This is a genomic window from Thermococcus eurythermalis (genome assembly GCF_000769655.1).
GTDB classification, from domain to species: Archaea; Methanobacteriota_B; Thermococci; order Thermococcales; family Thermococcaceae; genus Thermococcus; species Thermococcus eurythermalis.
The window spans coordinates 1,858,645-1,884,424 of sequence record NZ_CP008887.1; the positions used below are offsets into that span (position 1 = coordinate 1,858,645).

The following is a 25,780-nucleotide window of genomic DNA, read 5'->3' on the forward strand; positions in this document are numbered from 1 at the left end:
CCAACAATACTGTGATTCCTGTTGATTGCGGAAGACTAAACTCAGCATTCTGAGAAAGCCTTTTCAATTCTTCAACATTATTATTTTTGACGGTGGTAACCATGAGAAGGGGCCAAATTCTTGCCGGGGTTCTCGCCCCAATAGTCGCCCTTACCGGAATCGGGGTCGCCATTCTCATCCACCGCTCGTGGTGGAGGCTCACAGGGAACGCCATAAGTGACCTAGGAAAAGTCGGTCTGCACCACAACTGGGTTCTCAACGTTTCGCTCGTTGTCTCCGCGGCCCTGGCAATCTACTACGTGGCAGGTCTATTAAAAGAAGCCACGAGCACAGTGCAAAAAGCCGGAATCGGGATTTTCATTCTCGGTCTAGTGTTTCTGTCACTGATAGGCATATTCCCTGAGGGGACAAGCCCCCACTACTACGTCAGCTGGGGCTTCTTCATCTTTGCGAGCCTCGGTTTCCTGGTGGCAGGTATTGGGCTCGGCCTCGCGGGGGAGAAGGATCTCGGACTCTTCAGTGTGGTCCTGTTTGCAGTGGGCTGGGCCCTCGCACTCTGGGCAAAGAACCGCTATCCCGGTGTCGCGCCCGCAGAGTTCATCGGGGCGTTTGGAGTGATAATCTGGCACTATGTTGTGATGTGGAAAAAGTTCAGAGGGGCTCCTCGTCCCAGAGGCTGAGGTTGTTCCCCCTCTCTTTTCTTACAAGCGGTTCACCCAGAAGTTCCCGGATATAGAGCTCGGCCACGAAGACTTCTCCCTTTATCAGATGCCCTCCAAAAACGTCTCCGCTGGCATTGCCAAGTGTGACGTGAAGGTGTGCAAAGGGCTTCCCGTCCTTTACGCTGATGTTGCCGAGGAGCGTGAGCAGCTCGAATGTCCCAGCGAGCTCAATCTTCTTGTAGTTCCGGGTTTCCTCCGAGTAGTAGCCAACAACAGGGTTTCTGAGCGAGCCAATCCCGCTGACCATCGCGGTCGTTATACCGTTCTTTTCGGCGAACCCCTTCACAAAACCGAGCAGGTCTTCTCCCTCAGGAACCCTAAGAAGGAAGGCCCTTCCAGGTTTGAACTCCATAATTCCCACCTCAAAGCTAATAAAACTCCATGATTTAACGCTTTGGGTGGTCAGATGAGAACCAAAGAAGCAATAATGGCGATTTTACCCGAACTGGAAGAGCTTGAAGAGGTGGACTTCCGCCAGTATGCTCCTCCATACCCGAATCTTCTCAAAGCCTTCCTTGAGAGTGGAGAGAAAGGCCTTCCAGCGTTTCAGCGGCTAGCAGAGGAAACGGTTGGTAAAGAAGCCGTTGGACATGTGCTCCTCTCGCTCCTCCAGTACCTCCTCATACGCTACCGCCGCTTTGGTGAGTATGCCGTCGTAAAGCCGACCGTAAAGGTCTTCCTGACGCTCAAGGGCTGGCTCACCGAGAATGGTCTAACGGAAGACTGGCACAGAATCCTTGGCTCATTTGTCGGCTACCTCGTGACTATGTTGCCCATTATAGTAGAGCACGAGGACAAGGAAACAGCCCTCTCCTATACGAAGCTTGTAGAAAGCCTCGTTGAGGAAGCCTCTGAAAAGTTCAACAATGAATACTACGACGAGCTACTCACTCGGGTTCGGGAGTTCAGAAAGAAGATAGAAGAAGACTAACGCTCAAGAACCACCTGGGCATAGCTCCTTGGGTCTTCCCACACTTTGACGAGGATTTTTTTCACGTTGTCCCCTGCCTTTTCTGCTATCCTTTCAGCAAACCACTCGGCTATGTACTCAGCCGTGACGTTGGGCTTGTTTAGGACTACAACTTCCTCCCCAGGGAGCTCAAGCCGTTTGCCGTTCTTTTCGACGACCACTCTTCCCCCTCTTTTCTCTACAACCCAGTCCTCGCTTACGAGAATCCTGTGGTCAAGGAGTTTTATGAGCTTGCTGAGGTGGTTGAAGTCGAATATCATACCGTTCTCGTTGATGTCGCCCCATATCTCCACGTCAACGTTGTAGGTGTGGCCATGTATGCGGAGGCACTTGCTGTCGTAGGGAAGGGCGAGGAAGTGCGAACTGTCGAAGTCCTTGTGCCAGCCTATCTTTCTCTCCACGACCCTGAACATGCTTTCACCGACCTGAAAGTTCTCCGTTAAGGTTATAACTCTAACTGGACAAACCCGTTGAAGGTGCTAGAAATGCCAAGAGGAGGGCCAGGATGGGGACGAGGACGGGGCAGAAGGCGGAAGATGAGAATGATAGGCTTCATTCCGCAGGTTAGGCACTTCTATCCGGCCCTACCCCCTGTAGGACAACCAAAACCGCCGATTTTCATGACCTACGAGGAGTTTGAGGCCCTCAGGCTGGTTGATTATGAGGGACTCACTCAGGAGGAAGCGGGAAAGAGGATGGGAGTCTCAAGGGGAACCGTGTGGAGGGCATTGAGCTCGGCCAGAAAAAAGGTCGCCCAGATGCTCGTGGAGGGCAGGGAATTGATAATCCTGCCCCAAGGAAACGAGGCCCTAAAGGGCATCGACGAAGAAGGCCTGTAAGGCCAGTATTCGTAAAAACATCTTTTCTAATCGAGTTATTGGCCAGTAGGAGGTATTTAACGGTTTTCTTAGTTTTAGGCACACCTAATTTTGTGCAAGATTTATCTCTCAATTTTTTCGGAGATATTTTACTAGAAAAAGTATTGAGAACCAAAAAGAACAAAAAAGTTTTTATAAGAACTTGTTGAAGTTGTTACGTAACTAATATGTAATTATAGTTTTTAAAACACAATTATTAAAAATTAATCAAAAAACAATTAACAATAGTTAAAACTCCAAAAAATATACCATTGAAACACATAATAACACATAAACTTACAATAAAAAACACCAACTTTTCTGGAGAGTATGCATTTCTGATCGATGCTACATTGCGAAGTAACAGATTCACATTTCGGTGGATCAGAGTCAAAAAGTAGCAATGAGCACAGTGTTGGGACCCGGACTGTTGAGGTTGCCCCTGTTTAGATTGAATTATATCCGCGCAACCTGTTGAAAAGCTTCAGTATGAGCATATGGCACTACCCACAAGGCCTCTGAACCATAAGAAAGCACAGGAGTATGAGTAGAGTCAGTGAGATATCGTTTTGATGCTCCAAGAAGTCTAGTTACAATACTCATTACGAGACTAACAGCAGGGTACTGTCGACTGGTCACAGAACAAGAACTGGGAATTAAACAACAAGACCCCAAAGTGGATTCCAAACTAAGGGGTTGTCCAACGACTTCCTGCGGGTGTAAGCTAAAAGATGAGCAGTCACATTAAAACCAGGTCTCCACAACGGAGTTAACTTTTGCCTAGCTTTCACATATACTGAAGCGATTGTAATGCACAGGTCTGTGCCCAAATTTTAGATATAATGTACCTTATATCTAAAAACAGCGGACAAAGATAAGCATTATCTTGGAAGAAGATGGATTCACAGGTGCCGCCCATTGAGGACAAACATTTAAGAAAACTCCATAATCCAGTGATGAGATAAGTACACCCCATAAAGTATAACACAGAAGGCGCCCAGATACCTACGACTATTACAACTATTTCTGATGTCAATATCAAAGGTTGCAGAGGTAGGGATAATATGATAGATGACCCTGCGGCTCGATAGGCTTCTTCAAGTTGGCCAGTTTTTACTCGTGAAGTCCCGCTTCTTTACTCCAGAATCTAGTTACAATTAAAAGTAGTAGGTTGGGAAGGATTGTATCAATTAGGTCTCAAAACCAAGGCCATCTCGCAGGGAGTCAAACTCCGCGTGACCCAAGGCACTATGTGGTTGCAAAAATTACTTCTTACAATGGTTTAAAATCCAAAATTTCTACCATACTTAAACATAATATTACAACTATCAATAAATGTATTAATTTATAAAACTATACAAAATTCATTTTAACAACTACTCAAAATCATACTATTAAAGAAAATTCTTATTTTCCAAAAATTAATCTTATTAGTGTAAATAAAAGCTATACAAGCTAAACGTAAAAATTTGCCCAAAAATCCGAGAGATAACTTCGACAAAAACTACCAAGAAGAGAAGTATAAAGAGAAGAAAACAGCGAACCGGGACTTCACTGGCCTTCTTTCTCAATTTTGCTCCTTACCGAGGCTATTACGTTGTCAACTATCTGGGGGGCAACGCCAATGTAGTTCTCAGGCCTTAGAGAAGCTAAGTCCTCATCACTAAGGTACTTCATGATTTCCTCACTCTCCTTCACGACATCGAGAAAGTCCCTTCCCTCTTTGAACGCCCTCATCGCAAGTTGCCTAACGAGCTCGTGCGCCTCCTGCCTGCCCATTCCCTTCTCGGTAAGTTTCAGCATCAGGGGCTCCGCCATTATGAGGTTCTTGGTCAGGTATAGGTTGCGCTCGATGTTCTCTGGGAAGAACTCCAACCCCTTAAGGACGCTGATTGTGACGCGGAGCATCTCATCGAGAAGGACAAACGTCTCCGGCAGAATAACGCGCTCGACGGAGGAGTTCGTGAGGTCTCTTTCGTGCCACAGGGGGTTGTTCAGCAGGGCAGGGATGACATTCGAATAGATGACCCTTGCCAGCCCGCAGACCTTCTCAGTCCTTATAGGGTTCCGCTTGTGGGGCATCGTTGATGAGCCCACCTGCCTCTTGCCGAAGGGCTCGCTTACCTCAAGGATTTCCGTTCTCTGGAGGTTCCTTATCTCAAGGCCAATCTTGTCAAGGGTCGAGGCAACCAATGCCAGAAACATCATGAGCTCCGCGTAGAGGTCCCTCGGGACGAGCTGGTTGGTTATCAGCGCGGGCTTGAGGCCGAGGTCTTCCATAACGAGCCTTTCAATCTCGAGGGCCTTCTCCCCGAAGGACGCAGCAGTTCCAACGGCACCGCGCATCTTGCCAACTAAAATGCGCTTCTTAAGTTCTTCAAGCCTGTCAATGTGCCTCTGAACCTCGTCGAGCCAGATGGCGAACTTCATGCCGTAGGTTGTCGGAACCGCGTGCTGTCCGTGGGTTCTTCCTATGCAGACGGTGTACTTGTGCTCCTCGGCGAGCTTCAGCAGGACGTCGCGGAGCTCTTTGAGATAGCGCTCTATCAGCTCAAGGCTCTCCTTTATGAGGAGTGCGTTCGCGGTGTCGATTATGTCGTTGGAGGTCGCGCCGAGGTGAACGTACTTCCCGTGCTCGCCACAGACCTCGCTTAGGGCCTTAACGACGGCCATTATATCGTGGTGTATCTCGGCCTCTATCTCCTTGACGCGCTCCGGCTTCACCCATTCCGTGTTCGCCCTCTCAGAAATCACGCGGGCGCTCTCCTCTGGGATGTTGCCGAGCTTCGCGTGTGCCCTCGCCAGGGCCGCCTCAACGTCGAGAAGCTTCTGGAGCTTGTTCCTCTCGTCCCAGATGCTCCTCATTTCCTTACTTCCGTAGCGATAGTCAATGGGGTGAACCGCCATTGTATCACCACACAGGTGTAAGTATTTGAGTTTAAAAAGGGTTTGATTTAACATTCTTGTGCCAAGAATGAAATGGAAAGCATAACGCTCACTTTACCAGCTTTCGAATCAGCTCCTCAGTTAGGTTTTTTCCGCATGCGTATCCCAGTTTTCTTTTTCTTGAGTAGCTTATCAAGATGCCCTTTCCGTGGTAGAATACGATGTCATCGTCCCAAGCGTTTCTTTTTAACTCTTTAATTGCTTTTTCATTGAGTTCGCCTCTAAAGACTATGCAGATCCCGTCTTTACACTCCAAGGCTTCTGTTTTTTCTGGCCAAAGGAGGTTAAGCCTCAAGGCGTAGTTTAGAACTTCCTCCTGAAGCTCTACACTTGGGAGAACCCCCTTGGAGCGGTTGTGCTGTAGGATCATCATAAGCCCCCTTGTTAACGCCCACAGCGGCGGATCGTTGTGCTCGTAATCCGCACCGAGGTTAATGTACGGGTTCGCATAGAGGAATTCGGGAATCCTGCGCTTCCACATCATGAACTCGGCAATTCTCGTCAGTCTAATTATTCTGTTAGAGATAACCCTGTAATCCTCGGGCCATTTTATGTCGTTGCCCCACTTGAGGTTCACGCGTTTGAGCTTTCCAAGCCATACATCCTCGCTGAGCCTCGTCTTGAACAGGTCGTTCTCTTTCGCAAATTCGTGTGCCTTTAGAAAAATCTCGTAAGCTTCCTTTACGAGCTTAAACTTTCGCATGGCGAAGTTGTAAACTACCCCCTCGCTCAGGTTCCAGATTACCTCTTGAAGGGAGCCTATTAAATCTTCAGCCTCTCCCCTCTCGATTTTTTCCCATTCTTCCTTTGCCCTCTCGTGGAACTTTTTGCCTTTCTCCCCGAATTCCTTCAGCGTTTTCTGATACTCCTCCCAGTAATCGGTCTCTTTAGGTTTGGGAAGCTTGTTCAACGCCTCCATGAGTTCTTCCGGAACATCATAACCCTGAGATTCAAGATACTTCTTGAGAGTGAGGAGAACTTGGCGAAAAATACCTTGTGTAGCTCTCGGAATAACCAAACTGCACAGTAAAGAAATCTCATCCTTTTGGATTGCTTTGGAGTGGAGTTTGCACAGAAGGCTCGCGATTCTAAAGTTGGTTTGAATAGCTGGATCATTCTCTAAAATACGATTTAAGTCAATGTTCACCTTTTTTGAGTACTCCATTACTTCCTTGAGATACGAGCATGCTTCAGTGAGGATCGAATCTCTGTTGTGAGTTCCCAACAGTATAATAGCAGGCCCAAGTTCTTTTCTAAGAGTTATCTCATCATTTCCAAAAAACCCGATAACCCCCCATGAAAACCCAGAGAGTATCTGCGGTAGTCGCTCTTTTAGTTGTTTTGCACTTTCTTCCTGGGAGAGTGGTTTTCCACTTATTACACTCCTCCCATTCTTTATGCCATCCCACATATTTTTAGCCAAGACGTAGTTCCCTGCGATAGAGAGGATATTCATTATCTACACCTCCTTGGAAACTACCCGTAGATAAATGCCACGTAAAGATTTGAGCCTTTCATTCTGTAAACGGAGACTATGCCCGGCTGGCCTTCCAGATTGCGGTTGTATCCATCCCGAATTAATGTGGTGACCCTGAAGACGGTGGTTCCTTTTGCTTCCCATTTGGTCAAATCTGAAGGGATCTTTGGAGGGATTTCTGTGCTTTTTACATAAATAAAATCAGGCCCTTTTGCGTTTGATCTCGGTGTTATGTTGAGGATGGAAGGGCCATATGCTTCGGGTTTTATTATTGCGAGATATGCTACGGCTTCTCCTGTTGCCCCAATGATGAACCTTATTCCCTTTAAAGCCGCTAATTCCCAGTTGCCTTCCTTCAAATTTTTCACGGTTGCATTGAGGGCAAGCCTACCGGAAGGCACTTTAGTGATAACATCAACTAGCTCCCCAACAGTGACCTTAAAGTCCTTTTTATGAACGAATTCTTTCACATAAATTCTTTTTGGAAGACCGCCTTGAAACTCTCTTTCATATATGTGAATCGTTTTTTCATCCTTCTTTCTCTCTTCAATGTAATTGTAGAAGTACTGGTAGGCACTATCGAGCTTTTCACGAACTTCATCGCTGATTTCGTCACCGTATACTGCATACGCGACGGTAATTGCAGCTGCTATTATCGCCATTGCAAGCAACGCATAAGGGCCGCTGAGGATAAAAGGACCTATGGAGAAAACCTCGAGAACACTGGAAAGGAGCGTGCCAACACTGAGGGGTTCCTTTAGAGAACTTACAGTGAATTCCTTTGTCATTTCGCTTTGTGGGGAATTCCCGGAGGAGACTTCGGAAACATTCACAACAACACCGTTCAAAAAGTCCTCTCTGCTGACGTGGCTTTCAATGAAGGCTTTAACCTCTTCAGGAGTTTTCAGTAGGGAGTTCTCGGCTATGGTTACCCTTGTTGGAACTCCGTAAATTTCGATTTCATATGTTTTAACCCCAGCGTTTGTCCCTTGCGTTGCTTCCCCCAAGGCAAGTGCTGGATTTACTATCAATCCAAATATTAAAACCGATATTAACAGTCCAATGATTCTTTTCAAGTAAATCACCGAATCGGCATGATATCATAGCTTTACAAGTTTTACCACTTAATCTACTTAACAAAGCTAAATAGACGTGGTTTTAATCGGCATCATTCCACTAAACCCCACTCAAAAATGCAGAAAGCTCCATGTTTCAGAGCTACATAAACCGAAAAGTATTTAACCCTATGCCCGCGATAGGCTGATGACAAAACTTCCGGAGGTGCCAGAAATGGCTGAGGAGCACGTCGTCTACATCGGAAAGAAGCCGGTTATGAACTACGTCCTCGCCGTGATAACCCAGTTCAACGAGGGCGCTAAGGAGGTCAGCATCAAGGCTCGCGGTAGGGCTATCAGCAGGGCCGTTGACGTCGCCGAGATTGTCAGGAACAGGTTCCTCCCCGAGGTCAGGGTCAAGGAAATCAAGATAGGCACCGAGGAGCTCCCGACTGCCGACGGCAGGACCGCCAACACCTCGACCATCGAGATTATCCTCGAGAAGCCGTGAATTTGACCCCTTTCCTTTTCCTTAGGGTTTCTTCTAGGGAAGTAAAGCTTAATAGCACCGTCTCGTACCCCTTCTGGTGGGCCCGTTGGAGTATGAGACCATAGACGTTACCGATGAGCGGGTTCGAGAACTCGCACAGGTTCTCGCCAACGAAAGAGCGATGGCCATTCTGAGGCTTCTCCGCGAGCGCGAGTTCTCGATGAGCGAGATTGCGAAGGAGCTCGACATGCCAATATCCACAGTTTCATACCATCTTGATAAGCTACTCCGCGTGGGGCTGGTTGAGGTCTCCGGTAAGAAGTACGGGAAAAGACTGCAGGAGGTAAAGCTCTACAGGGCTTCAAGCAGGCCGATTCTTCTGCTGCCCAGGCCCGCGGGGGAGAGGCCCTCAACTCTGGACAGGCTGAAGGTGATAACCCTCTCAGTAGCGACGGGGCTTTCGGTCATCGTTTACTGGCTCTCGGAAAGATATCTTGGGTCCCAGAGGGGTTTTTCAGCGCAATCGGAGCCCATAAAAATACTCTCTTCAGAAACCACTAGACAGACAGCGTCGTCAGGCTATCTCCCTGTTCTCCTGGCTGTGATAGTCTTTGCAATCGTCGTGTCCGCGGGGTGGCTCCTTAGGAAACGTTTTTAAGAAACTCAAATCAACCCCCAACCAAGAGGTGAGTGCCAATGATGACCGTAGGGCAGGTTGTCAAGAGAAAAGCAGTGATTGTAAAACCCGACGACACCATCGAGAGGGTCGCCAGAATACTCTCAAGGCACAAGGTTGGAAGCGCAGTCGTCGTTGAAAACGACGAGATAGTCGGTGTCATCACTGACCGCGACATCCTTGACAAGGTCGTTGCTAAGGGCCGGGACCCTAAGACCGTCAAGGTCCGAGAGGTCATGACAAAGAATCCGATAACCATCGAAGACGACTACGACATAAGCGACGCAATCGACAAGATGATGGAGAAGGGCATCAGGAGGCTCCTCGTCACCAGGCTCGGGAAGCCCCTCGGTTTTGTAACTGCCGCAGACCTGCTCGCCGCCCTCAACAGCATGAACAACGAGGAGGAGCAGGAAGCCGTCGAGGAGACTGATGTCTACGGCATCTGTGAGATCTGCGGTCAGTACGGCCCCCTCTACAAGGTTTACATTGAAGGCCAGGAAAAGTGGGTCTGTGAGGCCTGCAAGGACGAGCTCAACCTTTAACCCCTCAGCCCCCTCATTATCTCGTCCAGGATTATTCCGAACTCTCTATTTCTATTCTCCACGCTAAGGACGTGGAACTTTCCGAGCGGCCTGAACCTGTCCGCCATTCTCCTGTGCACTGTGGCGAGGAGATGTCTGTCCGACTTCAGGGCCTCGCCCACCGCCCGGACAAACTCATCGCTCTTGTACTCCATGGGCCCGATTTCATCTATGACAATGAGGTCTGCCTCAACGAGGGCGCGCCTTATAGCAGAAACACCTACCCTCTCAAGCTCGTCAACATGGACGACGTACTTTCCGAAGGGAACACCCGGAAGGTGAGAAGTCCCGCGGAGGCTCGCGAGGGTGCCTTCTTCTCCAGTGTCGAGGGCGAGGATTTTAAAGCCCACACGCCTTCCGCCTCTCCTCACCTCTTTCGTCATCATGCCTCCAACGATGTAGCCCCATCTCTCGACTTCCCTTGCCACCCTCTCCACGAGGGTCGTCTTCCCGACTCCAGCTGGGCCCGTTACAAAAACCCTGACCATTTTCCATCACCGAAGGAGCTTTAAGTTCCTCCCTTAAACCCTTTGGGGTGATCGCCGTGGAGATACGGTACAGACCGGAGGAACTCACGAAGCTCCCGAGGAGCGTGACTTACGAGACTGGAAAGGTCATCATGATCGACCAGACCCTACTCCCGAGGGAATTCAGGACGATTGAGCTTAGAACCGTTGAGGAGGTAGCCGAAGCGATAGTCACAATGAAGGTGCGCGGTGCGCCGGCGATTGGGGCTTCAGCCGCTTTCGGGCTGGCCCTCTATGCGGACACGACGAAGGCCAAGACCAAGGACGAGTTCATGGACGGCTTTTACAGGGCATACGAGACCCTGAAGAACACGAGGCCAACCGCTGTGAACCTCTTCTGGGCCCTCAACAGGATTAAGAAGCTCGTCGAGGAGAACCTTGAGAGCCCGCTCGACGAGATAAAGCGCATGATTGTGGCCGATGCCCAGAAGATAGCGGACGAGGACGTTGAGGCGAACCTTAGGATGGGCCACTACGGTGCCGAGGCTCTGCCGGAAGGGAACGTCCTAACCCACTGCAACGCCGGAAGCCTGGCTACAGTCCAGCTCGGAACCGTTGGGGCTGTTCTCAGGGTGATGCACCGCGATGGGACACTCAAGCTCCTCTGGGTGGACGAGACGAGGCCCGTCCTCCAAGGAGCGAGGCTCTCCGCCTGGGAGTACCACTACGATGGAATCCCGCTCAAGCTGATAACCGACAACATGGCCGGCTTCGTGATGCAGCAGGGGAGGGTTGACGCGATAATAGTTGGCGCCGACAGGATAGTGGCCAACGGCGACTTCGCCAACAAGATAGGCACCTACACCCTCGCCGTCCTCGCGAAGGAGCACGGGGTACCGTTCTTCACCGTTGCCCCGCTCTCGACGATTGACATGAGCCTGAAGAGCGGGAAGGAGATACCGATTGAGGAAAGAAAGCCGGAGGAAGTTCTCACCTGCGGCGGCTGTAAGATAGCACCGGACGTGGACGTTTACAACCCGGCCTTCGACGTGACGCCGCACAAGTACCTGACCGGCATAATAACGGACAGGGGCATCGTCTACCCGCCCTTTGAGAGGAACCTGAAGAGGCTGTTCAAAGAGTTAGAATGACTGATGGGCGCCCCTATCAATTGGTTTTCGTTTCTCTTTTCCCAGAAGCTTCTTAATCTTGTCTAAAACGGATTTCCTGTCCTCAACGGCTTCTTCCACGATGACTGCATCTATCTCCCCGAGCCTCTCTTCTATGACAGGCAGAAGGAGGCCGAGGAGTTCAAGGGGCTCCAGACAGGGACAGTCGATAGAGTAGTCGATTGGCTCTCCGTCTGGAAACTCCACCCTGAGAGATATTCCCTCTTCACCCTTCCGGGCTTCAAAACGGGCCGTCCCTTCCTTCCCCACCACTTTTCCCCTGACGAGCATCGGAGATAGTAAAGAAGGACAGCTTAAAGGCCTTTTTTGAACGGGAGGTTGAAAACGAGAAGTTAACATCATCGAGACCGTTAAAAGTCAATGTACCCAATTTTTATCGGTGAGTACAATGTTCTGGCTCAAGACGAGAATCATCGAGGGCAGGGGCTCCCTTGAGAAGCTCAAAAAGGAAGCTGAGGGGCACGAGAGGGTTCTCATTCTGTCGAGCAACTCGATGAAGAGGCATGGTTTTCTCAGCGAGGCCGAGGACTACGTGACGGAAGCCGGTGCGGAGGTCTTCTCGATAACCGGCCTTCCGGCGGAGCCGAGCGTGGAAACAATAGAGGAGTTCCTGCCGAAGGTGAGGGAGTTCGAACCTGACCTTCTCGTTGCCCTCGGTGGAGGAAGCGTAATAGATGCGACCAAGGCTCTGAAGGTCTTCTACGACGCCCCCGAGCTGGAATTCGAGGAGATAGCCTTCATTGACCGCTTCTCAAAGCCAAAGCCTGTTCCAAAGCTGAAGACGAGACTCATAGCGATACCCTCAACGAGCGGGGCTGGAAGCGAGGTCTCCGCTGCCAGCGTTCTGAAGAAGGGCGGAATCAAGTACAACATCGTTACGCCCGAGATAGCGCCCGACGTGGCGATCCTCGACCCCCGCCTGCCGATGACGATGCCGAGGGAAGTCGCCAGAAACTCCGGTCTAGACGTCATTGTCCACGGGATAGAGGCATACACCACCAAGGTGGCAAACGACTTCAGCGACGCAATGGCGATTAGGGCGATAAAGACAGTTTACAAGTGGCTTCCGCTCTCGGTCAAGGGCGACGAAGAGGCCCGCGAGAAAGTCCACTACGCGGCGACTATGGCCGGCATCGCCTTCCTGAACGCGCGCCTCGGACTCTGCCACGCGATGAGCCACAAGGCCGCTTGGCTCGGTCCGCACGGCCTGCTCAACGCAATATTCCTGCCCTACGTGATGGAATTCAACGCCAAGAGGAGCGACTACGCAAGGAGGCGCTACGCGGAGATAGCGAGGGAGCTCGGCTTCCAGACTGCAAAAGACCTCATCGAGGTCGTTAAGGAGCTCAACGAGATGCTCGGAGTGCCCACACTGGGCGAGCTCGTTGATGAAGAAACTTTTATGGCGAGGCTCGACGAGATGGCGGAGAAGGCCTACCGCGACGGGCTTACAGCCTTCAACCCCGTCGAGCCGAAGCCAGAGGAGATAAAGGAGCTGTATCTGAGGGCATTTTACGGGAGAGGGTGAAAGGAGCCAAAAAGAAAAGGCGGAAAAGGGCGCTAAGCGACCTCAACGTCCCTTTCCCCTTCATTTTTGACCTCATGTATCCTTCCGCCCTTCATGACTTCTCTCGTTGCAAGGACAAGGAGCGCCAGGAACAGGTAAACCGCTGCCGCCCCGCCGAAGAGCACCGAGTAGGCCTCCTCCGTTGGGATTTTAATCTGCACGAACTCCGGAGCCCCCGGCGGGTGGAAGAGGACGTAGTAGGTGCTCATTATTGTTCCCGCTATTGCCGGCCCCCAGGTCGAACCGAAGTTCCTGAAGAGGCTGTTTGCACCTGTTGCGACGCCCATGATCCTCGGCGGGACGCTGAAGACTAAGATGTTTATCAGCGAGATGTTCATGAGGGTTATCCCCGCTCCGACTACTGCAATCATAGCGACGTACTGCCACAGTGAGAGGCCGGTAGCGTATTTTGACATGAACGCAAGGCCAGCACTGGCCACCAGAGCGCCCGTGAGGGCTATTGGCTTTGCGCCGACCTTTGGCATCAGTTTTCCGGCGAGCGGGGCCAGTATAAGCATCACGAGGGCCTGGGGGGTCATGAGGAGGCCGCTCTGGAGTATCGTCTTGCCGAAGCCGTAGGGTTCCGGCATCTGGAAGATGTAGGTGTTCGCCTGGCTCATCATGGAGATACCGAAGGCCGCGAACATTATTCCAACGTTCACTATGGCCGGGTTGCGCGAGGTTATGATGTCAAGCGGAAGGAGCGGGTTCTCCACCCTCTTCTCCCAGATACCGAGGAGTATGAAGCCGACTATGGAGACCGCGAAGAGGAGGAGCGTTTGAGTCGCCGTCCACCCAACGTTCGGGGCCCGGGTTACACCGACCAGCATCGGCACGACGGCCCAGACGAGGAGCAGAGCGCCCTGCCAGTCGAGCTTTCCGGGGTTGATGTAGCGGCTCTCGCGGAGAACCTTCCAGGCGAGGACGAACATCAGGACTGCGAACGGGGCCGCCGTGTGGTATGTCCACCTCCAGCCCCAGTTCTCGGTGACCCAGGCGCCGAGGGGCAGGGCTATGACCATACCGACTCCAAACATGGCACTTATCATTCCCTGAACCTGCGGCACCATGCTCGGCGGGAACTCCTCACGGACGAGGGCGAAGGCGAGCGGGAATATGGCCATTCCAAAGCCCTGGATTGCCCTCGTGACGAGGAGCGCCTCAAAGCTTGGCGCAAAGCCGTTCAGGATGACGCCGAGTGTGTAGAAGCCCAGTGCAACGAGGAACATCTTCTTCTTGCCGTACATGTCGCCGAGCTTTCCAAAGAGGGCCACGCTGACCGTTCCAACGAGCAGGTAGATGGTCAGAACCCAGCTGACGTCGTTGGGGTTTATCGCGAACTCCTTCTGTATTGTGGGCAAAGCGGGCGTCAGCATCGCCTCTGTGTACATGACGAGGAGTGGAAGGATGACGACTACCAGCATCGCCTTCTTCGCGTAGCTGAGGTCGTAGGTTTCACCGTTTTTCATCGCGTCCATGGTTCTTCACCGACATGTCGGACGATATGTTGTTTTATAAAGGTAACGGTTCATCGAGCGCTAACTTTTTAGGCGTCATCCACATTCAGGTGTGGGGGTTACAATGTTGCTGGATAAAATGACACCAGAGTTCACGGCAGAGATTGTCGAAAAGGCTCTTATCGAAAAGGGTCAGAGGTTACCCCATCACAGTCTTCACCGCTGGTGGTCGAGGCGCTTTGCCATTCTCTACAGGGCGATACTGGCCTCATACCTAACAGACTCAAAAGAGCTTGTTCGTGAAAGTCTTGATAACCCAAAGGCCATTGAAATCCTTGCTAGAGGAAAAGTCTTCTATGAGCCGTTCATGGGTGGGGGAACTGGTATAATTGAAGCGGCCATAATGGGCTATCATTCCATAGGGATAGACATCAATCCAGTTGCGGTTAGAATAGCCAAATCAACATCGAATCTGCTTAAAGGCAAAGTAGATGCCAAGGAAATTGAGTCAAAAGGAAAAACTATTCTCAGAAAAACCGAAGAAAAGCTAATTGAAACTGGCTGGTCATGGAATGTGAAAGGAAAGATTGTCTCCTATATCTTTATAACTAAGGGAAAGATTCCGTCGTGGATCGACAAGTACAGCAGAAACGGAAAGCCCATTAGGATTTTAAGATGCCCCTACTGTGGCACTATTTTTGAATCTCCTAGGAGCTCTGAAAAGGAAACGTGCCCACACTGTGGAAGATCCTTTGAGGTAACTCACAAACCGAAGTTTCGCTTGGGCGAAGGATATCCTACCCAGGACGGTTACACTATATGGGCCGCTGAGGTTCGCGAGAGAGATGGGAAAAAATGGAGAAAAAGGGTCCTCGACGCCAGGGAAATCCTAAATTGGCTTCGGGAAAGTCACTTTAAAGCTATGGGAAAAGCGAACAAAGCCCGCAAAATCCTCGATCCAATTCCGCTAGAGGACCTGATGGAAGGGAGAAGGCTAAAGCGTGAGGGCATTAAGCGCTTCTCACAGCTCTTTACCACGAGACAGCTCGCAACTTTCGTTGCCTTTGCCGAGGCCTGCAAGGAACTAGGATTGGATGAAGAGCTCATTGAAATCTTCTCTGTGTTCCTCAGTGAGAGCGCGAAATCGTCAAGCCTTGTCGCTAAGTGGCATTCTCCAATCGGAGAGCCTGTACCGGCGGTTGCCATGAAAACCTACTGGGTTCCTGAGTACACAGTCGAGACTAATCCCCTAGCGAGGGTTCCTGAAAAACTGGCTCCACTCGCTAGAAACGCCTTGGCGTCCTCGATAAGGAGGGCGGTTCGCATAGCCAGTAGCGAGCTTAGGATTAGCAGAGACGTCGCTGTAGAGGCGAAGATAGGCGATGCCAGAACGTTTGTGCCAGACAGGCCCATTGATATAGCGATAGTGGACCCGCCATACATGGACACCGTTAGGAGCTATGCCTCGCTCTCGATAGTTCACTATGGTGCAATGCGCGTGTTCGATGAAATCGTCGGAATATCAAACGATGTAATCCTGGATAATGTGGAAAGGAACGAGATACCCCGCGATAGGACAGGCTTTGGAGAAGCCATGAAGCTTGTATTCTCCAACATTGAGAGGGTTTTAACCCCCAGTGGAAGAGTCGTGCTGTTCTATAACAGAAAATCCGTGATTGACTGGGAGAATATACTTCAGGCTTCCGTTGAGAGCGGACTACATCCGAGCGTTTCCTACTGGGTAATTGGAGAGCCCCCCGGAAGGCTTGCTAGGTCCAGGTTGAGGGGTGTCTTTGTAGTCATACTCACAAGAGAAAAACCTACGAAAAGCAGAATAGTGTTTACCAAACCCTTACAAAGGACTTCTAATGCTATATTTTTGGATAAGAAAGTTGAAAAGTCAGCCATGAAGGCACTCTCAAATGCAATACGCAGGATTTATAATGATGAGGTGGAGGTAGTGGTTCTCTAAATCATAATTCCTAATCCAATTTTAAGTAGGTTCTTTATTAATAAATCCGCGTCTTTCGAGACCTTCGAAAGGGATACCGGATGAGGAATCTCAAAGAGCGGGTCCCGTGGGTGCCTAAGAATCTCATCCAGAGACTCCTCAAAGGGGTTAATTCCCAATGCCAGGGCTTTCAGAAGAAAATGACCCTCGTAAATTCCCAGCAGAGAGTTGGATTTTTCTACCCATTTTCTGTAGAGCTTAAAGAACATGTCCCCTGTCCACTCCTCCCTGAAGTTCATTTTCGTGTGAAGCACAGTCAGGGCCTTGTTGAAATCCTCGGCCCATAGCCTAAAGTCTCCTTCTCCCACGATTCTACGTTTTCCGCAGTCTCCAGTGCTCCCAAAGTTTAGGAGGTAGTATATCTCTGAACTGAATGGAAGGCGCCCAAAAACGAGGAAGTAGCCCGGTGAAGATCTGCCTCCATAGATACTACTCACATATCCGATAGAGTTGCCCCGGAAGGGAAACACAGCAAGCCCAAGGTAGTAGTCAAGAAGTGCCTCCCCAGGTTCAATCCCCACGTTTATCCCGTCCACGTCGGGAACGAACGTCCTAAAGGGTCCCGCAAAGCGGACGTGCCTTCCGTCCGTCACGAAGGTATAGGCCCTAGCACGCCTGACATGAAATGTCTCGGGGAAGTAGGGCACCCACTCCGAAGGGGATTTCTCAACTTCCAGAACCATAACTGCTGAGAAGGGAGAAACCACCAATGGCTGATTATCTCTATCAAGAATCGTGAAGATAGAAAGGGGACTGGGAATTATGTTGTTGTAATACCTTTTAGATTTGTCGTGGGGAATACCAAGGGGCTTGGCCCTTAGAACGGCAAAGTACCAAAGAAGTTGGATTAGTTCGAGAGGGATTTTGGAGTCATTAAGAAATTCGTGAACGTTCCCCCAGGTTACAAAACTTCCAGGAAAGTCAGTCCCATAAGATTTGCCCTTTCTTTTGAGAGTTTCTATATGAACGGCACTACTGGACAAATCTATGTCCGCTGTTGTTCGAATGCCCCTAATTATAGGGGTCCCCAACATAACAACGGGATACATTGAATATGACACAAAGAACTCCCTAATTATGTCAGAGCGTAGATCTACAAACCGTTTGTGATATGGGACATAGAGGTCGTAAAGAAAGGGAACGGCCAGGGCGTTGCCCAACCTCTCAAGTTCCGCATCTATTTTGGCAACCTCAGCGAAGAACTCCATTACCAACACCGTCCGAGCTTTATGACGAAACTGTTATAGTTCTCGGACTCAAGGTTCATGTTTACGGTGGGTTTTATGAGTAGCCACCCGTCGAGGCAGTACCACTTGTCGTGCTCGTTCCTGATCTCCATGACTTCAATCCCTGCCTTTCTGAGTTTCTCTCCGTATTCCCGAACGAACTCTGGCCTCGTTGAAAGTTTCACGTGAATTCCCTTCTCGGCTAGCTCAATGAGGGTTTCAATTCCTTCATCATCTAGGTAAGGAGACATTGCTTCCACACTCTCTCTCGCAATGCCGAGGAGCTTTTTAAGGTAGCTCCCCCCAGGTCCGCGAAGGGGATACTCCCCGAGGAGAACCCCAATGGTGAACTCCATAAGCTTTCTCGAAACCGTGTAGGTCTGGCCGAGTCCCTCGGTGCAGCCTCTATCCACTACAACACAGGTTGTACAGCCGTCAATGCAGTAGTTGGGAACTGCCGTGAGGAGAATATCATCGAAGTAGCGGTGGGCCTTCTTGGTGTCTACACCAAGCTCCTTTTCAGCTATCAACTTTTCAAGGTTTGTCTCCCCGGCTGAAGAGAGGAGAAGATGAGTTGATAGGCTATGGACATCGAGTACTAGACCGTTTTCGATGAACTCATTGTAGAGATTTATTATAGCATCTCTAAGGTCTTTAAGATCGTCCTCTCTGGAAACCGATGAGACAACGGACTTGACCCTGTCAGCGTACTGAACCGTATCCTCCTCGTGCTCCCGAAGGAACTCCAGCTCCTTTCTAAAGAATTTCTCGATGAAGTTTTTATAACAGTTTCTGTCTCCGTACCCGTTAGCCTTACACCACTCGTTGAGGGCGCCGATGATGTCTATGGCTCCAATAGGGCTGTTCTCGGCCACGAGAACCAACCCTTCCCTCTCATCGTAGAGGTAAACCAGATTGCTTGTTTCAATCTGGAGCTCCACGGAAACGTAGGAAAGAAACGCGTGGGCTAGGGAGTGGAGTACCGTCTTGGTGGCCCACTCGAGGAACTTCCTGAAATATCTCTTATTGTATGGCATGCTCTTGACGAGGAGGTTCTCCCTCATCCGGAGATATTCCTTGAGTAGACTGCTGCTCCTCTTCCTCAGGAGGTCGTAGGTCCTGAAGCCTTTCTCGGCCTTATCGTAAATGAAGAACTTGGTCAGTAGAACATCACCGAGCTTGACCTCAGGACCGCCTTTCCAAAGCTCATACGTGAGGACCTTGGCAAGCTCAGGAGAACGGAGGGCCCTCTCATCGAGGGCCGTTCTAACGACCAGCTCAAGGAACTCGGGGGCAATTTTGAAGCCTATGACGTTGGTCTTAGGAAGCGACCTTCTGAAGGGAACTTTAAACTTGAACACGACCGGGAGGCCAGATTCGGGCATCGAAAGGTGGGCGGAGGGATACTCCTCCTCAATCCGGACGTTCCTCATGACTATCGGAGACAATAGACCATTGGTGTTTTCAACACCGCTGTAACTCCTCTCAACGTCAAGGAAGACCTTTGGAAAGATGCGTCTCGTCCACTTCCACTTTCTGCCCCCACATTCGTTACCATACTTGCACCATTTACGGAAGGGACACTTCACGTCAAGGGGATCGGTTGAGAGGCCATATCCAGAAGTGCAGTACCACGTGTAGGTGAGGTCTGTGGGCTCGTAGACCTTACCCCTGTGACCTTTTTTCCTAAGCTCGTCAACGTAGATGTCCCTGATACTCTGTTTATTCAGTTTCTTCTCAAGCACTTCCTTAATGAACTCGGAGCCGTACTTTATGTAAACTCTCTCCCGTTTTTTCGGATTGATTGAGACCGCCAGGATTATGTAGCCATCTTTGGCTTCTAAAACACTCACGGGTTTAATCTTAAAGACATGCTCGGGATAGATTGCCCCCATCGTCTCGTGGGTGTCACTAATGGTGGCATCGTGGACAGGGTTTCTTGGATCAAAACCCAAGTCCTTTATTGATTGGGGATGAACGTACATATAGCCCTTGTGATTGTAGTAGTCAGTGTTCTTGATTTTGACGAACCAGACATGGGAACCACTGATGCCATCTCTGTCCTCTAGGGATATCGGCTCGAAGGGGGGATAGCGATAGAAGAGGGTCTGAAGAGGAAGACTTTGCTCATAATAACTCGTCTCTGAATTCTTGGAGGGAAGCTTAATATTAACCTCCCGGTCAACGGGATCGGCCGTGACCGACTTCAAACCAGTCAGAGCGCTCAGGACCTCACCAACATACACCCCGGATTCAGATAGTTCAAGAAGGAGTCTGAGTATGAAGACCGTCCTATCGTCTATGTTTTCAAAGAGATTGGTGGGGTTTGAGACATTATCAAGCACTTGAGCTATGGCGTTGAGTTCATTCGCACGCTCAGTGAGGGTGTCCTCAATGAAATCACGCAACCTACTTGCGTCTCCAAGAAACTTTTTACGATTCTCTTTCTGGGACCTAAGAAGGGACCCCCTCTCGCCCGTCTTGCGAAGTTTGCGTCTTATGCTATCTAAATCATCCTCAACTTCAAGAAGAGTCCTACGAACTTCCCGCAGAACCTTGTAGTGACAATCAACGCATTCCATATCAATTTCATTGCCAGAGTAGCACTTCTCAGAGCCATTCTGACACCTATTAAGTGCTTCAAGAGCTTCTTGCAGTTTAATGATGAGCTCCTCAAGGACCTCTCTAGCCTCCGGACTCTCGATCTCCTGCTCAAAGTTCTTAACGTCCTCCATGAGGTCCTCAATCGCACGCCTCGCCTTTATGACTGCAAAGGGGACCTCGTCCCTAACGCGGGCACTTTCTATTATTTCTTCTACCTCGTCGAGGTCACGGGAGAGTAAATCAACAACGGAACGAATGAGGTCCAGGTAATTGTACTCACCGGTCATAACCCACCCTCCACCTTATCTAGAACCTTCTTGAGGAACTCCACCATCCTGTCCTTACCTTTGAGCGCCTCATCTGAGGCATACGTTGGTTCTCCGGCGAGGGCAAGATTAACAACTGCCTCAGTGAGAAGGTTCCTCACCTTGACCTGCGGATTCTCGGTCGAGACTATGAGCTGTCCTTCGTCCTGTCTCTGCATCGGGTGAAGCTTATCCCAGATGTTTGGATCATAGAGAAGGAACGCCTCAGTGGGCACCTTCTTAGTGAGGATTATGCCCAAGACGGTCCTCATGGACTCCATTGAACGACCGCCCCTTCCAATCCTCTGTCTTAGAGATATTGGGTTCTCAAAGCCAACGTTGAGAATAAAAGAAACCCCATCGTAGTCAACTCCAAGCTCAAGGGACGAGGTCGTCAGAACGGTCGCGAGGTTTGATTTTGGCTCTTTCAGATCCTTTATGATCGCCTCACGCTCCCCCTTAGGAAGCTCGCTATACATCATCGCCACTTTATCAAGGAGTTCCTTGAGGTAAGGACTCTCATTAGTAAAAACGGAGTCAAGGTACCCCCATAGACTTGGAGGAACATAATGGGTATACGAGAATGGGTCGGTGGAAGGCCGTCTATCTCCAAACAGGTAAAGGTGGTCCTTCGGCTCACCGAGGGAGATGTTGTTGTCAAAACCTCTTTTAACCCTGCGTATCTCCTTGATATTCTGTATGAATATTAGAGACTTCGGCCAGTAGTTCTTTCCACCATTGGAGTAGCAGTAGTGGAGGAATGACATGTAGACGGCCCAAAGCTGGGCGTAGGTACTCCACGATACTGTGGGGAGGATGTCATATATTCCCATGAGGACTAGGCGTTTGCCCTTGAACTTAACTCCATAGTCCCCTTCAAGGACCTTGACGTGCTCCCTGAAATCCACGTGGACAACATTGCTCCGACCGGAAAGCCTTTCTGCGAAATCCTTTGGATTGGGAACGGTTGCAGAGGAAAGAACAATGTCCAGAGGCATCTTGCTAACCTTTGCCATCAGCTCGATGTTACCTGCAACGAGGGCCCCTCCAAGGCCTGTGTACTCGTGCGCTTCGTCGAAAACAACCAGGGAGACTTTTTCAAAGTACCTGGCTCCGATGTCTTTTTTTGTGTTATCCAAGAGGCGCGTTTCAAGGGCCCACGTGTTTGTGACGAGAACCGTTGGTGGATTATCGCCCATGTCCCTCCGAAGTGGAACTATGAAGTCGTAAACAACACCATTTTTGGAAACCACGGCTTTTCCATCTCTTATCTCGTAAACGAACTTATTCTTGTCCTTTCCAAGTATGCCCCTGAACGAGTTGGACTCCCTGAGGAACTCTTTAAGTTTACCCAAATCGCGGGGTGTTTCTCCATCTCTGATTCCAAAGGTTATCCTCCGCTCTATGCCGTGCCTCCTAAGAATGTCATTCAATAGCTTTAACATCTCGATAATCCTGCCTGCCTGGTCAACGGAGAGGGCTTTTCGCGGATAAACAAGAACCACGCGCTCCTCAGTACCGTCCATCACAGCTTTGATAAGCTTGGCTATCATGTAGAGGGTAAAGATTTCAGTCTTTCCGGAACCTGTGGGAGCGGTGATTATGAAGGTCTTACCAACAGGGGGATAGCCTTCCCTGAGGAGTCTAGAAAGGGCGAGGGCCTGAAACGCATCGAGACCGCCGTCGCCGAAATGTCTTCTGAGAAACTCCTTGTATATCTCAGCGTATTTCGTCCCATTTTCTCCGAAAAAGCCGACGATGCTCTTCACGAGGACATTTTCAACCTTCTTAAAGCCTTCATCCCTGTAGTGCCTGCCCGGGGAAATCCTGCGGTCCTCATTAGACGGTATGGGAATCTCGTAGAGCGCCAACCTGGGGCTGACCACATAGGGAGGCGAGTTGGGGGAAGTTCTGAGAAACGCACTCCTGATGGCAACGTCCATATGTAGGGAACGGTAGCCGTTTCCGACTTTCACTATGAACCCTCTTTTGACAAGCCCGTTAAAGCATTCATCGGGCCTGTCGGTGTATCTTGAGAAGAGCTGGACTATTCGATCTCTGGAGAAACTCTTAGTCTCAATGCCAAGCTTCAGAGTCCCCGCTTTGTACTCACTGCTCTTTACTTCCGTACTGTTAACATAAACATTAAACTCGGATTTTAAAAGAGCATGGTAACACTTAACATAAATAGCTTCCATGCAATCACCTAGCGTATAAACGCTATTGGGATTTAAAAAGATTCCCCCAACTATTGATCAAAAACACAACAAAGTTTTATAGACTCAACCCGAATGCCAACCATGCACACCCTCCTCAAGAAGGTCATCAAAGAGCGCTTTGGAAGGCTCAACAGGCTCCAGCAAGACGCTTTTAGAGAGGTTAGCTCCGGAAAGAGCGTTTTGATTATCGCCCCAACTGGTTCTGGAAAGACAGAAGCGGCAGTCCTGCCGGTTTTCAACGAGATACTCGAGGAGGGGCTCAAACCTATCTCGGCGCTCTACATAGCTCCCCTCAAGGCCCTCAACAGGGATCTGCTTGAGAGGCTCGAATGGTGGGGAAAGAAGCTAGGGATAACGGTCGAGGTCAGACACGGTGACACTTCGGCATACAAAAAGGCGAGGCAGACGAGGAACCCGCCCCAGATGCTAATAATCACCCCTGAAACTCTTGGCGTCATTCTGACCGTTAAATCACTCAGAAAGCACCTTGAAAACGTGAAGTTCGTCATCGTGGACGAGATAGCCGAGCTTGTGGACAACAAGCGCGGGGCGCAGCTCCTCCTCAACCTTGAGAGGCTGGCCGAGATAGCCGACTTCAGAAGGATAGGTATGACTGCAACGGTGGGCAACGAGGACGAGGTGAGAGAGTGGCTGAAGGCGGACGTCATAGTCAGGCCGAGCTGGAAGAAGAGCTACCGCTTCCACGTGCTATATCCAAAGCCTACTGAAAAGGCCATGGGGCTGGCCGAGAAACTGAGCCTCTCGCCAGAGATAGCGGCGAGGCTTAGACTTTTGTGGGAGATAGTCGAGGAGCACGGAAAGGCCCTCATATTCACCAACACGCGCCAGTTCGCGGAGATTTTGGCGCACCGCCTCAAGGCCTGGGGAAAGCCTGTTGAGGTTCACCACGGCTCGCTTTCGAGGGAGGCGCGCGTTAAGGCGGAGAGGGCGCTGAAGGAGGGTAAAATCAGGGCGCTGATATGCACCTCTTCAATGGAGCTGGGAATAGACATCGGCGACGTGGACGTCGTAATCCAGTACATGAGCCCGAGGCAGGTCAACAGGCTCGTCCAGCGCGTCGGGAGGGCGAAGCACAGGATTGGCGAGGTCAGCGAGGGCTACATCATAACCTCCAACGTCGAGGACTACCTTCAGAGCCTTGTCATAGCTAAGCACGCCCTCGAAGGCCGCTTTGAGGCGGTCGAGCCGATGGGAGGGCTGGACGTTCTGGCCCACTTTGTTGTCGGCCTGCTCATAGAGTACAAAAAGCTTCCACGCGAGAGGCCCTATGAGATAGCAAGGAGGGCGTACGTTTACAGGGACTTGAGCTGGAGCGACTACCTCGACGTTCTCCGCGTTTTGGAGGACGCTCACTTGGTCGGCTACGACGAGGAGAGCGGCCTGCTCTACCTGAGGCGCAGGGCATTCCAGTACTACTACGAAAACCTCTCGACGATTCCCGATGAGGTCTCATGGAGGGTCTTTGACGCGAAGAGCGGGCACATCATAGGCAGACTGGACGAGAGCTTTGTGATGGATCTGGAGGAGGGTATGGAGTTCGTAATGAACGGGCGGAGCTGGATTGTGCTCAAGATAGACGGTGAGGCGAGGCTTCTGAAGGTGCGCGAGAGCAGGAGCCTTGAGAGCGCGATACCGAGCTGGGAGGGTGAGATGATTCCCGTCCCGTTCAGAGTTGCCCTTGACGTCGGCAGACTGAAGAGGGAGCTTGCCTTCGACTTTGAGAAAGCGAAGGATCTCCTGAAAGGGGTCGAGTTCAAAGAGGAGGAACTTAGAAGGGCCTTCGAAGAAATCAAGGACGAACCCTTCTCCACCGACCGCGATATAGTCGTCGAGAGCACGCCGAAGGCTACGATAATCCACGCTGACTTCGGGAACAGGGCGAACGAGGCCCTTGGCCAGCTGGTTCACTCCCTTCTAATCATGAGATATGGGAGAGTCTTCTCAGTCCGCTCCCAGGCCCACGCGATAGTCTTCAAGACACCATTCCAGCTAAACCCTGAGGAGGTGAAGGGCTACCTCTACCAGGAGCCAGAGAGTCTGGAGTTCATAGTTTCCCGCGCCATAAGAGACTCCCACGCCTACCGCTGGAGGATGATGAACGTAGCAAAGCGCTTCGGCGCGCTGAGACGGGACGCGAAAATAAGGAGGATTGAAAGGCTCTTCGAGGGCACGGTGATTGAGAAAGAAACACTCAACGAGCTCTACCACGACAAGGTCAACGTGAGGAAGGGTGAGCTCCTGCTTGAAATGCTTAAGCGGGGCACCCTTAGGGTGAAGACCGAGCTGAGGGGAGAGCCATCAACGCTGGCTAAGCTTAACATGAGCGTCGGAGGGGAGTTCCTGCTCTCCGGCGTCCTTGAGAGGGACGAGATACTTGAGCTGTTTAAGAAGAGGCTCCTCGACCACGAGGTCGTTTTAGTCTGCACCAACTGTGGCTGGAACTCGAAGACGAAGGTCTCACGCCTGGAGGAGAGAATTAAGTACTGGGAGTGCCCGCGCTGCGGTTCGAGAATGCTGGCTGTTGCCCACCCGATCGACGCGGAGGAGTTTCTCCCGGTTCTGGAGAAAGTTCGCCATGGAAAACCGTTAGATAAGAAAGAGGAGAGGGTTTACAGGAAGCTCCTGAAGGCGGCAGATCTTATAGACTCATACGGCTTCGACGCCGTCCTCGCCCTGGCGAGCTATGGGACTGGCCCAGACACTGCGGCAAGGATTCTGGGACAGTATAAGGGTGATGCCCTCATCGTAGCCCTGATGGAGCGCGAGAGGCAGTTCATACGGACGAGGCGGTTCTGGGTGGACAGGAAGGAGGAGAAAGAAAAGGAAGACAAGTCTACCCACTGACCTCCTCCCCGCCTTAGCTGAGGGTTCCAACGGATTACCCCCCGCCAACGACGGGGAGGTTTGCGGGTTCATTACCTACTCGTGTTGCCACT

At 50.7% G+C, this 25,780-nt stretch carries 21 protein-coding genes; 10 read left to right on the plus strand and 11 right to left on the minus strand.

Features of this window, described 5'->3' with window-relative positions:
• Nucleotides 1–101 precede the first annotated feature (101 nt).
• Nucleotides 102–680, plus strand: coding sequence for a DUF998 domain-containing protein (locus TEU_RS09990; RefSeq protein ID WP_050003645.1), 579 nt, complete (start codon nt 102–104; stop codon nt 678–680).
• On the opposite strand, the gene TEU_RS09995 is transcribed toward TEU_RS09990, so the two are convergent.
• Nucleotides 652–1,074, minus strand: a complete 423-nt coding sequence (locus tag TEU_RS09995) for a PPC domain-containing DNA-binding protein (protein WP_050003646.1) — start codon at nt 1,072–1,074, stop codon at nt 652–654. The two genes, TEU_RS09990 and TEU_RS09995, sit on opposite strands and share 29 nt — an antisense overlap.
• A gap of 54 nt (nt 1,075–1,128) precedes the next feature.
• Here TEU_RS09995 and TEU_RS10000 point away from each other — a divergent pair, with 54 nt between their 5' ends.
• On the plus strand, nt 1,129–1,653 hold the full coding sequence (locus tag TEU_RS10000; RefSeq protein WP_050003647.1) for a hypothetical protein: 525 nt from the start codon (nt 1,129–1,131) through the stop codon (nt 1,651–1,653).
• Here the strand turns inward: TEU_RS10000 and TEU_RS10005 are convergent.
• Nucleotides 1,650–2,105 carry a 6-pyruvoyl trahydropterin synthase family protein gene (locus tag TEU_RS10005; RefSeq protein ID WP_050003648.1) on the minus strand — a complete coding sequence of 152 codons (456 nt, stop codon included), beginning with the start codon at nt 2,103–2,105 and terminating at the stop codon, nt 1,650–1,652. The two genes, TEU_RS10000 and TEU_RS10005, sit on opposite strands and share 4 nt — an antisense overlap.
• A 72-nt stretch (nt 2,106–2,177) precedes the next feature.
• Between TEU_RS10005 and TEU_RS10010 the strand changes: the two genes are divergently transcribed.
• Nucleotides 2,178–2,531, plus strand: a complete 354-nt coding sequence (locus TEU_RS10010) for a DUF134 domain-containing protein (protein ID WP_050003649.1) — start codon at nt 2,178–2,180, stop codon at nt 2,529–2,531.
• A gap of 1,569 nt (nt 2,532–4,100) precedes the next feature.
• Here TEU_RS10010 and purB read toward each other — a convergent pair.
• From purB to TEU_RS10025, 3 genes are all read right to left on the minus strand, one after another.
• Nucleotides 4,101–5,456, minus strand: a complete 1,356-nt coding sequence (gene purB / locus TEU_RS10015; protein ID WP_050003650.1) for an adenylosuccinate lyase — start codon at nt 5,454–5,456, stop codon at nt 4,101–4,103.
• Nucleotides 5,457–5,544: 88 nt separating this feature from the next.
• Nucleotides 5,545–6,951, minus strand: a complete 1,407-nt coding sequence (locus tag TEU_RS10020) for a hypothetical protein (protein ID WP_050003651.1) — start codon at nt 6,949–6,951, stop codon at nt 5,545–5,547.
• A 20-nt stretch (nt 6,952–6,971) separates the two neighbouring features.
• Nucleotides 6,972–8,057 carry a hypothetical protein gene (locus TEU_RS10025; RefSeq protein WP_144244856.1) on the minus strand — a complete coding sequence of 362 codons (1,086 nt, stop codon included), beginning with the start codon at nt 8,055–8,057 and terminating at the stop codon, nt 6,972–6,974.
• A gap of 205 nt (nt 8,058–8,262) precedes the next feature.
• On the opposite strand from TEU_RS10025, the gene albA reads away from it, so the two are divergent.
• The 3 genes from albA (at nt 8,263) to TEU_RS10040 (ending at nt 9,738) form a co-directional block, all read left to right on the plus strand.
• Nucleotides 8,263–8,538: a DNA-binding protein Alba gene (gene albA / locus TEU_RS10030; protein ID WP_013467275.1), complete on the plus strand. Its 276-nt coding sequence runs from the start codon at nt 8,263–8,265 to the stop codon at nt 8,536–8,538.
• A 76-nt stretch (nt 8,539–8,614) separates the two neighbouring features.
• The gene (locus TEU_RS10035) at nt 8,615–9,175 is read left to right on the plus strand and encodes an ArsR/SmtB family transcription factor (protein ID WP_320407201.1); all 561 of its coding nucleotides are present in this window, start codon (nt 8,615–8,617) and stop codon (nt 9,173–9,175) included.
• Nucleotides 9,176–9,213: 38 nt separating this feature from the next.
• Nucleotides 9,214–9,738, plus strand: a complete 525-nt coding sequence (locus tag TEU_RS10040) for a CBS domain-containing protein (RefSeq protein WP_050003654.1) — start codon at nt 9,214–9,216, stop codon at nt 9,736–9,738.
• Here TEU_RS10040 and TEU_RS10045 read toward each other — a convergent pair.
• Nucleotides 9,735–10,265, minus strand: coding sequence for an NTPase (locus tag TEU_RS10045; RefSeq protein ID WP_050003655.1), 531 nt, complete (start codon nt 10,263–10,265; stop codon nt 9,735–9,737). The two genes, TEU_RS10040 and TEU_RS10045, sit on opposite strands and share 4 nt — an antisense overlap.
• Before the next feature lie 56 nt (nt 10,266–10,321).
• Here TEU_RS10045 and mtnA point away from each other — a divergent pair, with 56 nt between their 5' ends.
• Nucleotides 10,322–11,395, plus strand: coding sequence for an S-methyl-5-thioribose-1-phosphate isomerase (gene mtnA / locus TEU_RS10050; protein ID WP_050003656.1), 1,074 nt, complete (start codon nt 10,322–10,324; stop codon nt 11,393–11,395).
• Here mtnA and TEU_RS10055 read toward each other — a convergent pair.
• Nucleotides 11,387–11,704 carry a hypothetical protein gene (locus TEU_RS10055; protein ID WP_050003657.1) on the minus strand — a complete coding sequence of 106 codons (318 nt, stop codon included), beginning with the start codon at nt 11,702–11,704 and terminating at the stop codon, nt 11,387–11,389. The two genes, mtnA and TEU_RS10055, sit on opposite strands and share 9 nt — an antisense overlap.
• Nucleotides 11,705–11,822: 118 nt before the next feature.
• On the opposite strand from TEU_RS10055, the gene TEU_RS10060 reads away from it, so the two are divergent.
• Nucleotides 11,823–12,962 (plus strand): iron-containing alcohol dehydrogenase, encoded by a 1,140-nt coding sequence (locus TEU_RS10060; RefSeq protein WP_050003658.1) that lies wholly within the window; start codon nt 11,823–11,825, stop codon nt 12,960–12,962.
• 32 nt (nt 12,963–12,994) lie between these two features.
• Here the strand turns inward: TEU_RS10060 and TEU_RS10065 are convergent, their stop codons facing one another.
• Nucleotides 12,995–14,479, minus strand: coding sequence for an MFS transporter (locus TEU_RS10065; protein WP_050003659.1), 1,485 nt, complete (start codon nt 14,477–14,479; stop codon nt 12,995–12,997).
• A gap of 91 nt (nt 14,480–14,570) precedes the next feature.
• On the opposite strand from TEU_RS10065, the gene TEU_RS10070 reads away from it, so the two are divergent.
• A complete protein-coding gene (locus TEU_RS10070) occupies nt 14,571–16,430 on the plus strand; it encodes a hypothetical protein (protein WP_144244857.1) in 1,860 nt (619 codons plus the stop codon).
• On the opposite strand, the gene TEU_RS10075 is transcribed toward TEU_RS10070, so the two are convergent.
• The 3 genes from TEU_RS10075 to TEU_RS10085 are packed head-to-tail and all read right to left on the minus strand — an operon-like array spanning nt 16,427 to nt 22,802.
• Complete coding sequence (locus TEU_RS10075) at nt 16,427–17,677, minus strand: hypothetical protein (RefSeq protein ID WP_050003661.1); 1,251 nt, start codon at nt 17,675–17,677, stop codon at nt 16,427–16,429. The genes TEU_RS10070 and TEU_RS10075 overlap by 4 nt on opposite strands.
• On the minus strand, nt 17,677–20,586 hold the full coding sequence (locus tag TEU_RS10080; RefSeq protein ID WP_050003662.1) for a hypothetical protein: 2,910 nt from the start codon (nt 20,584–20,586) through the stop codon (nt 17,677–17,679). Before TEU_RS10080 ends, TEU_RS10075 begins: the two co-directional genes overlap by 1 nt.
• A complete protein-coding gene (locus TEU_RS10085; protein WP_050003663.1) occupies nt 20,583–22,802 on the minus strand; it encodes a DEAD/DEAH box helicase in 2,220 nt (739 codons plus the stop codon). Before TEU_RS10085 ends, TEU_RS10080 begins: the two co-directional genes overlap by 4 nt.
• A gap of 102 nt (nt 22,803–22,904) precedes the next feature.
• Here TEU_RS10085 and TEU_RS10090 point away from each other — a divergent pair, with 102 nt between their 5' ends.
• Nucleotides 22,905–25,688 (plus strand): DEAD/DEAH box helicase, encoded by a 2,784-nt coding sequence (locus TEU_RS10090; protein WP_050003664.1) that lies wholly within the window; start codon nt 22,905–22,907, stop codon nt 25,686–25,688.
• Nucleotides 25,689–25,780 lie beyond the last annotated feature (92 nt).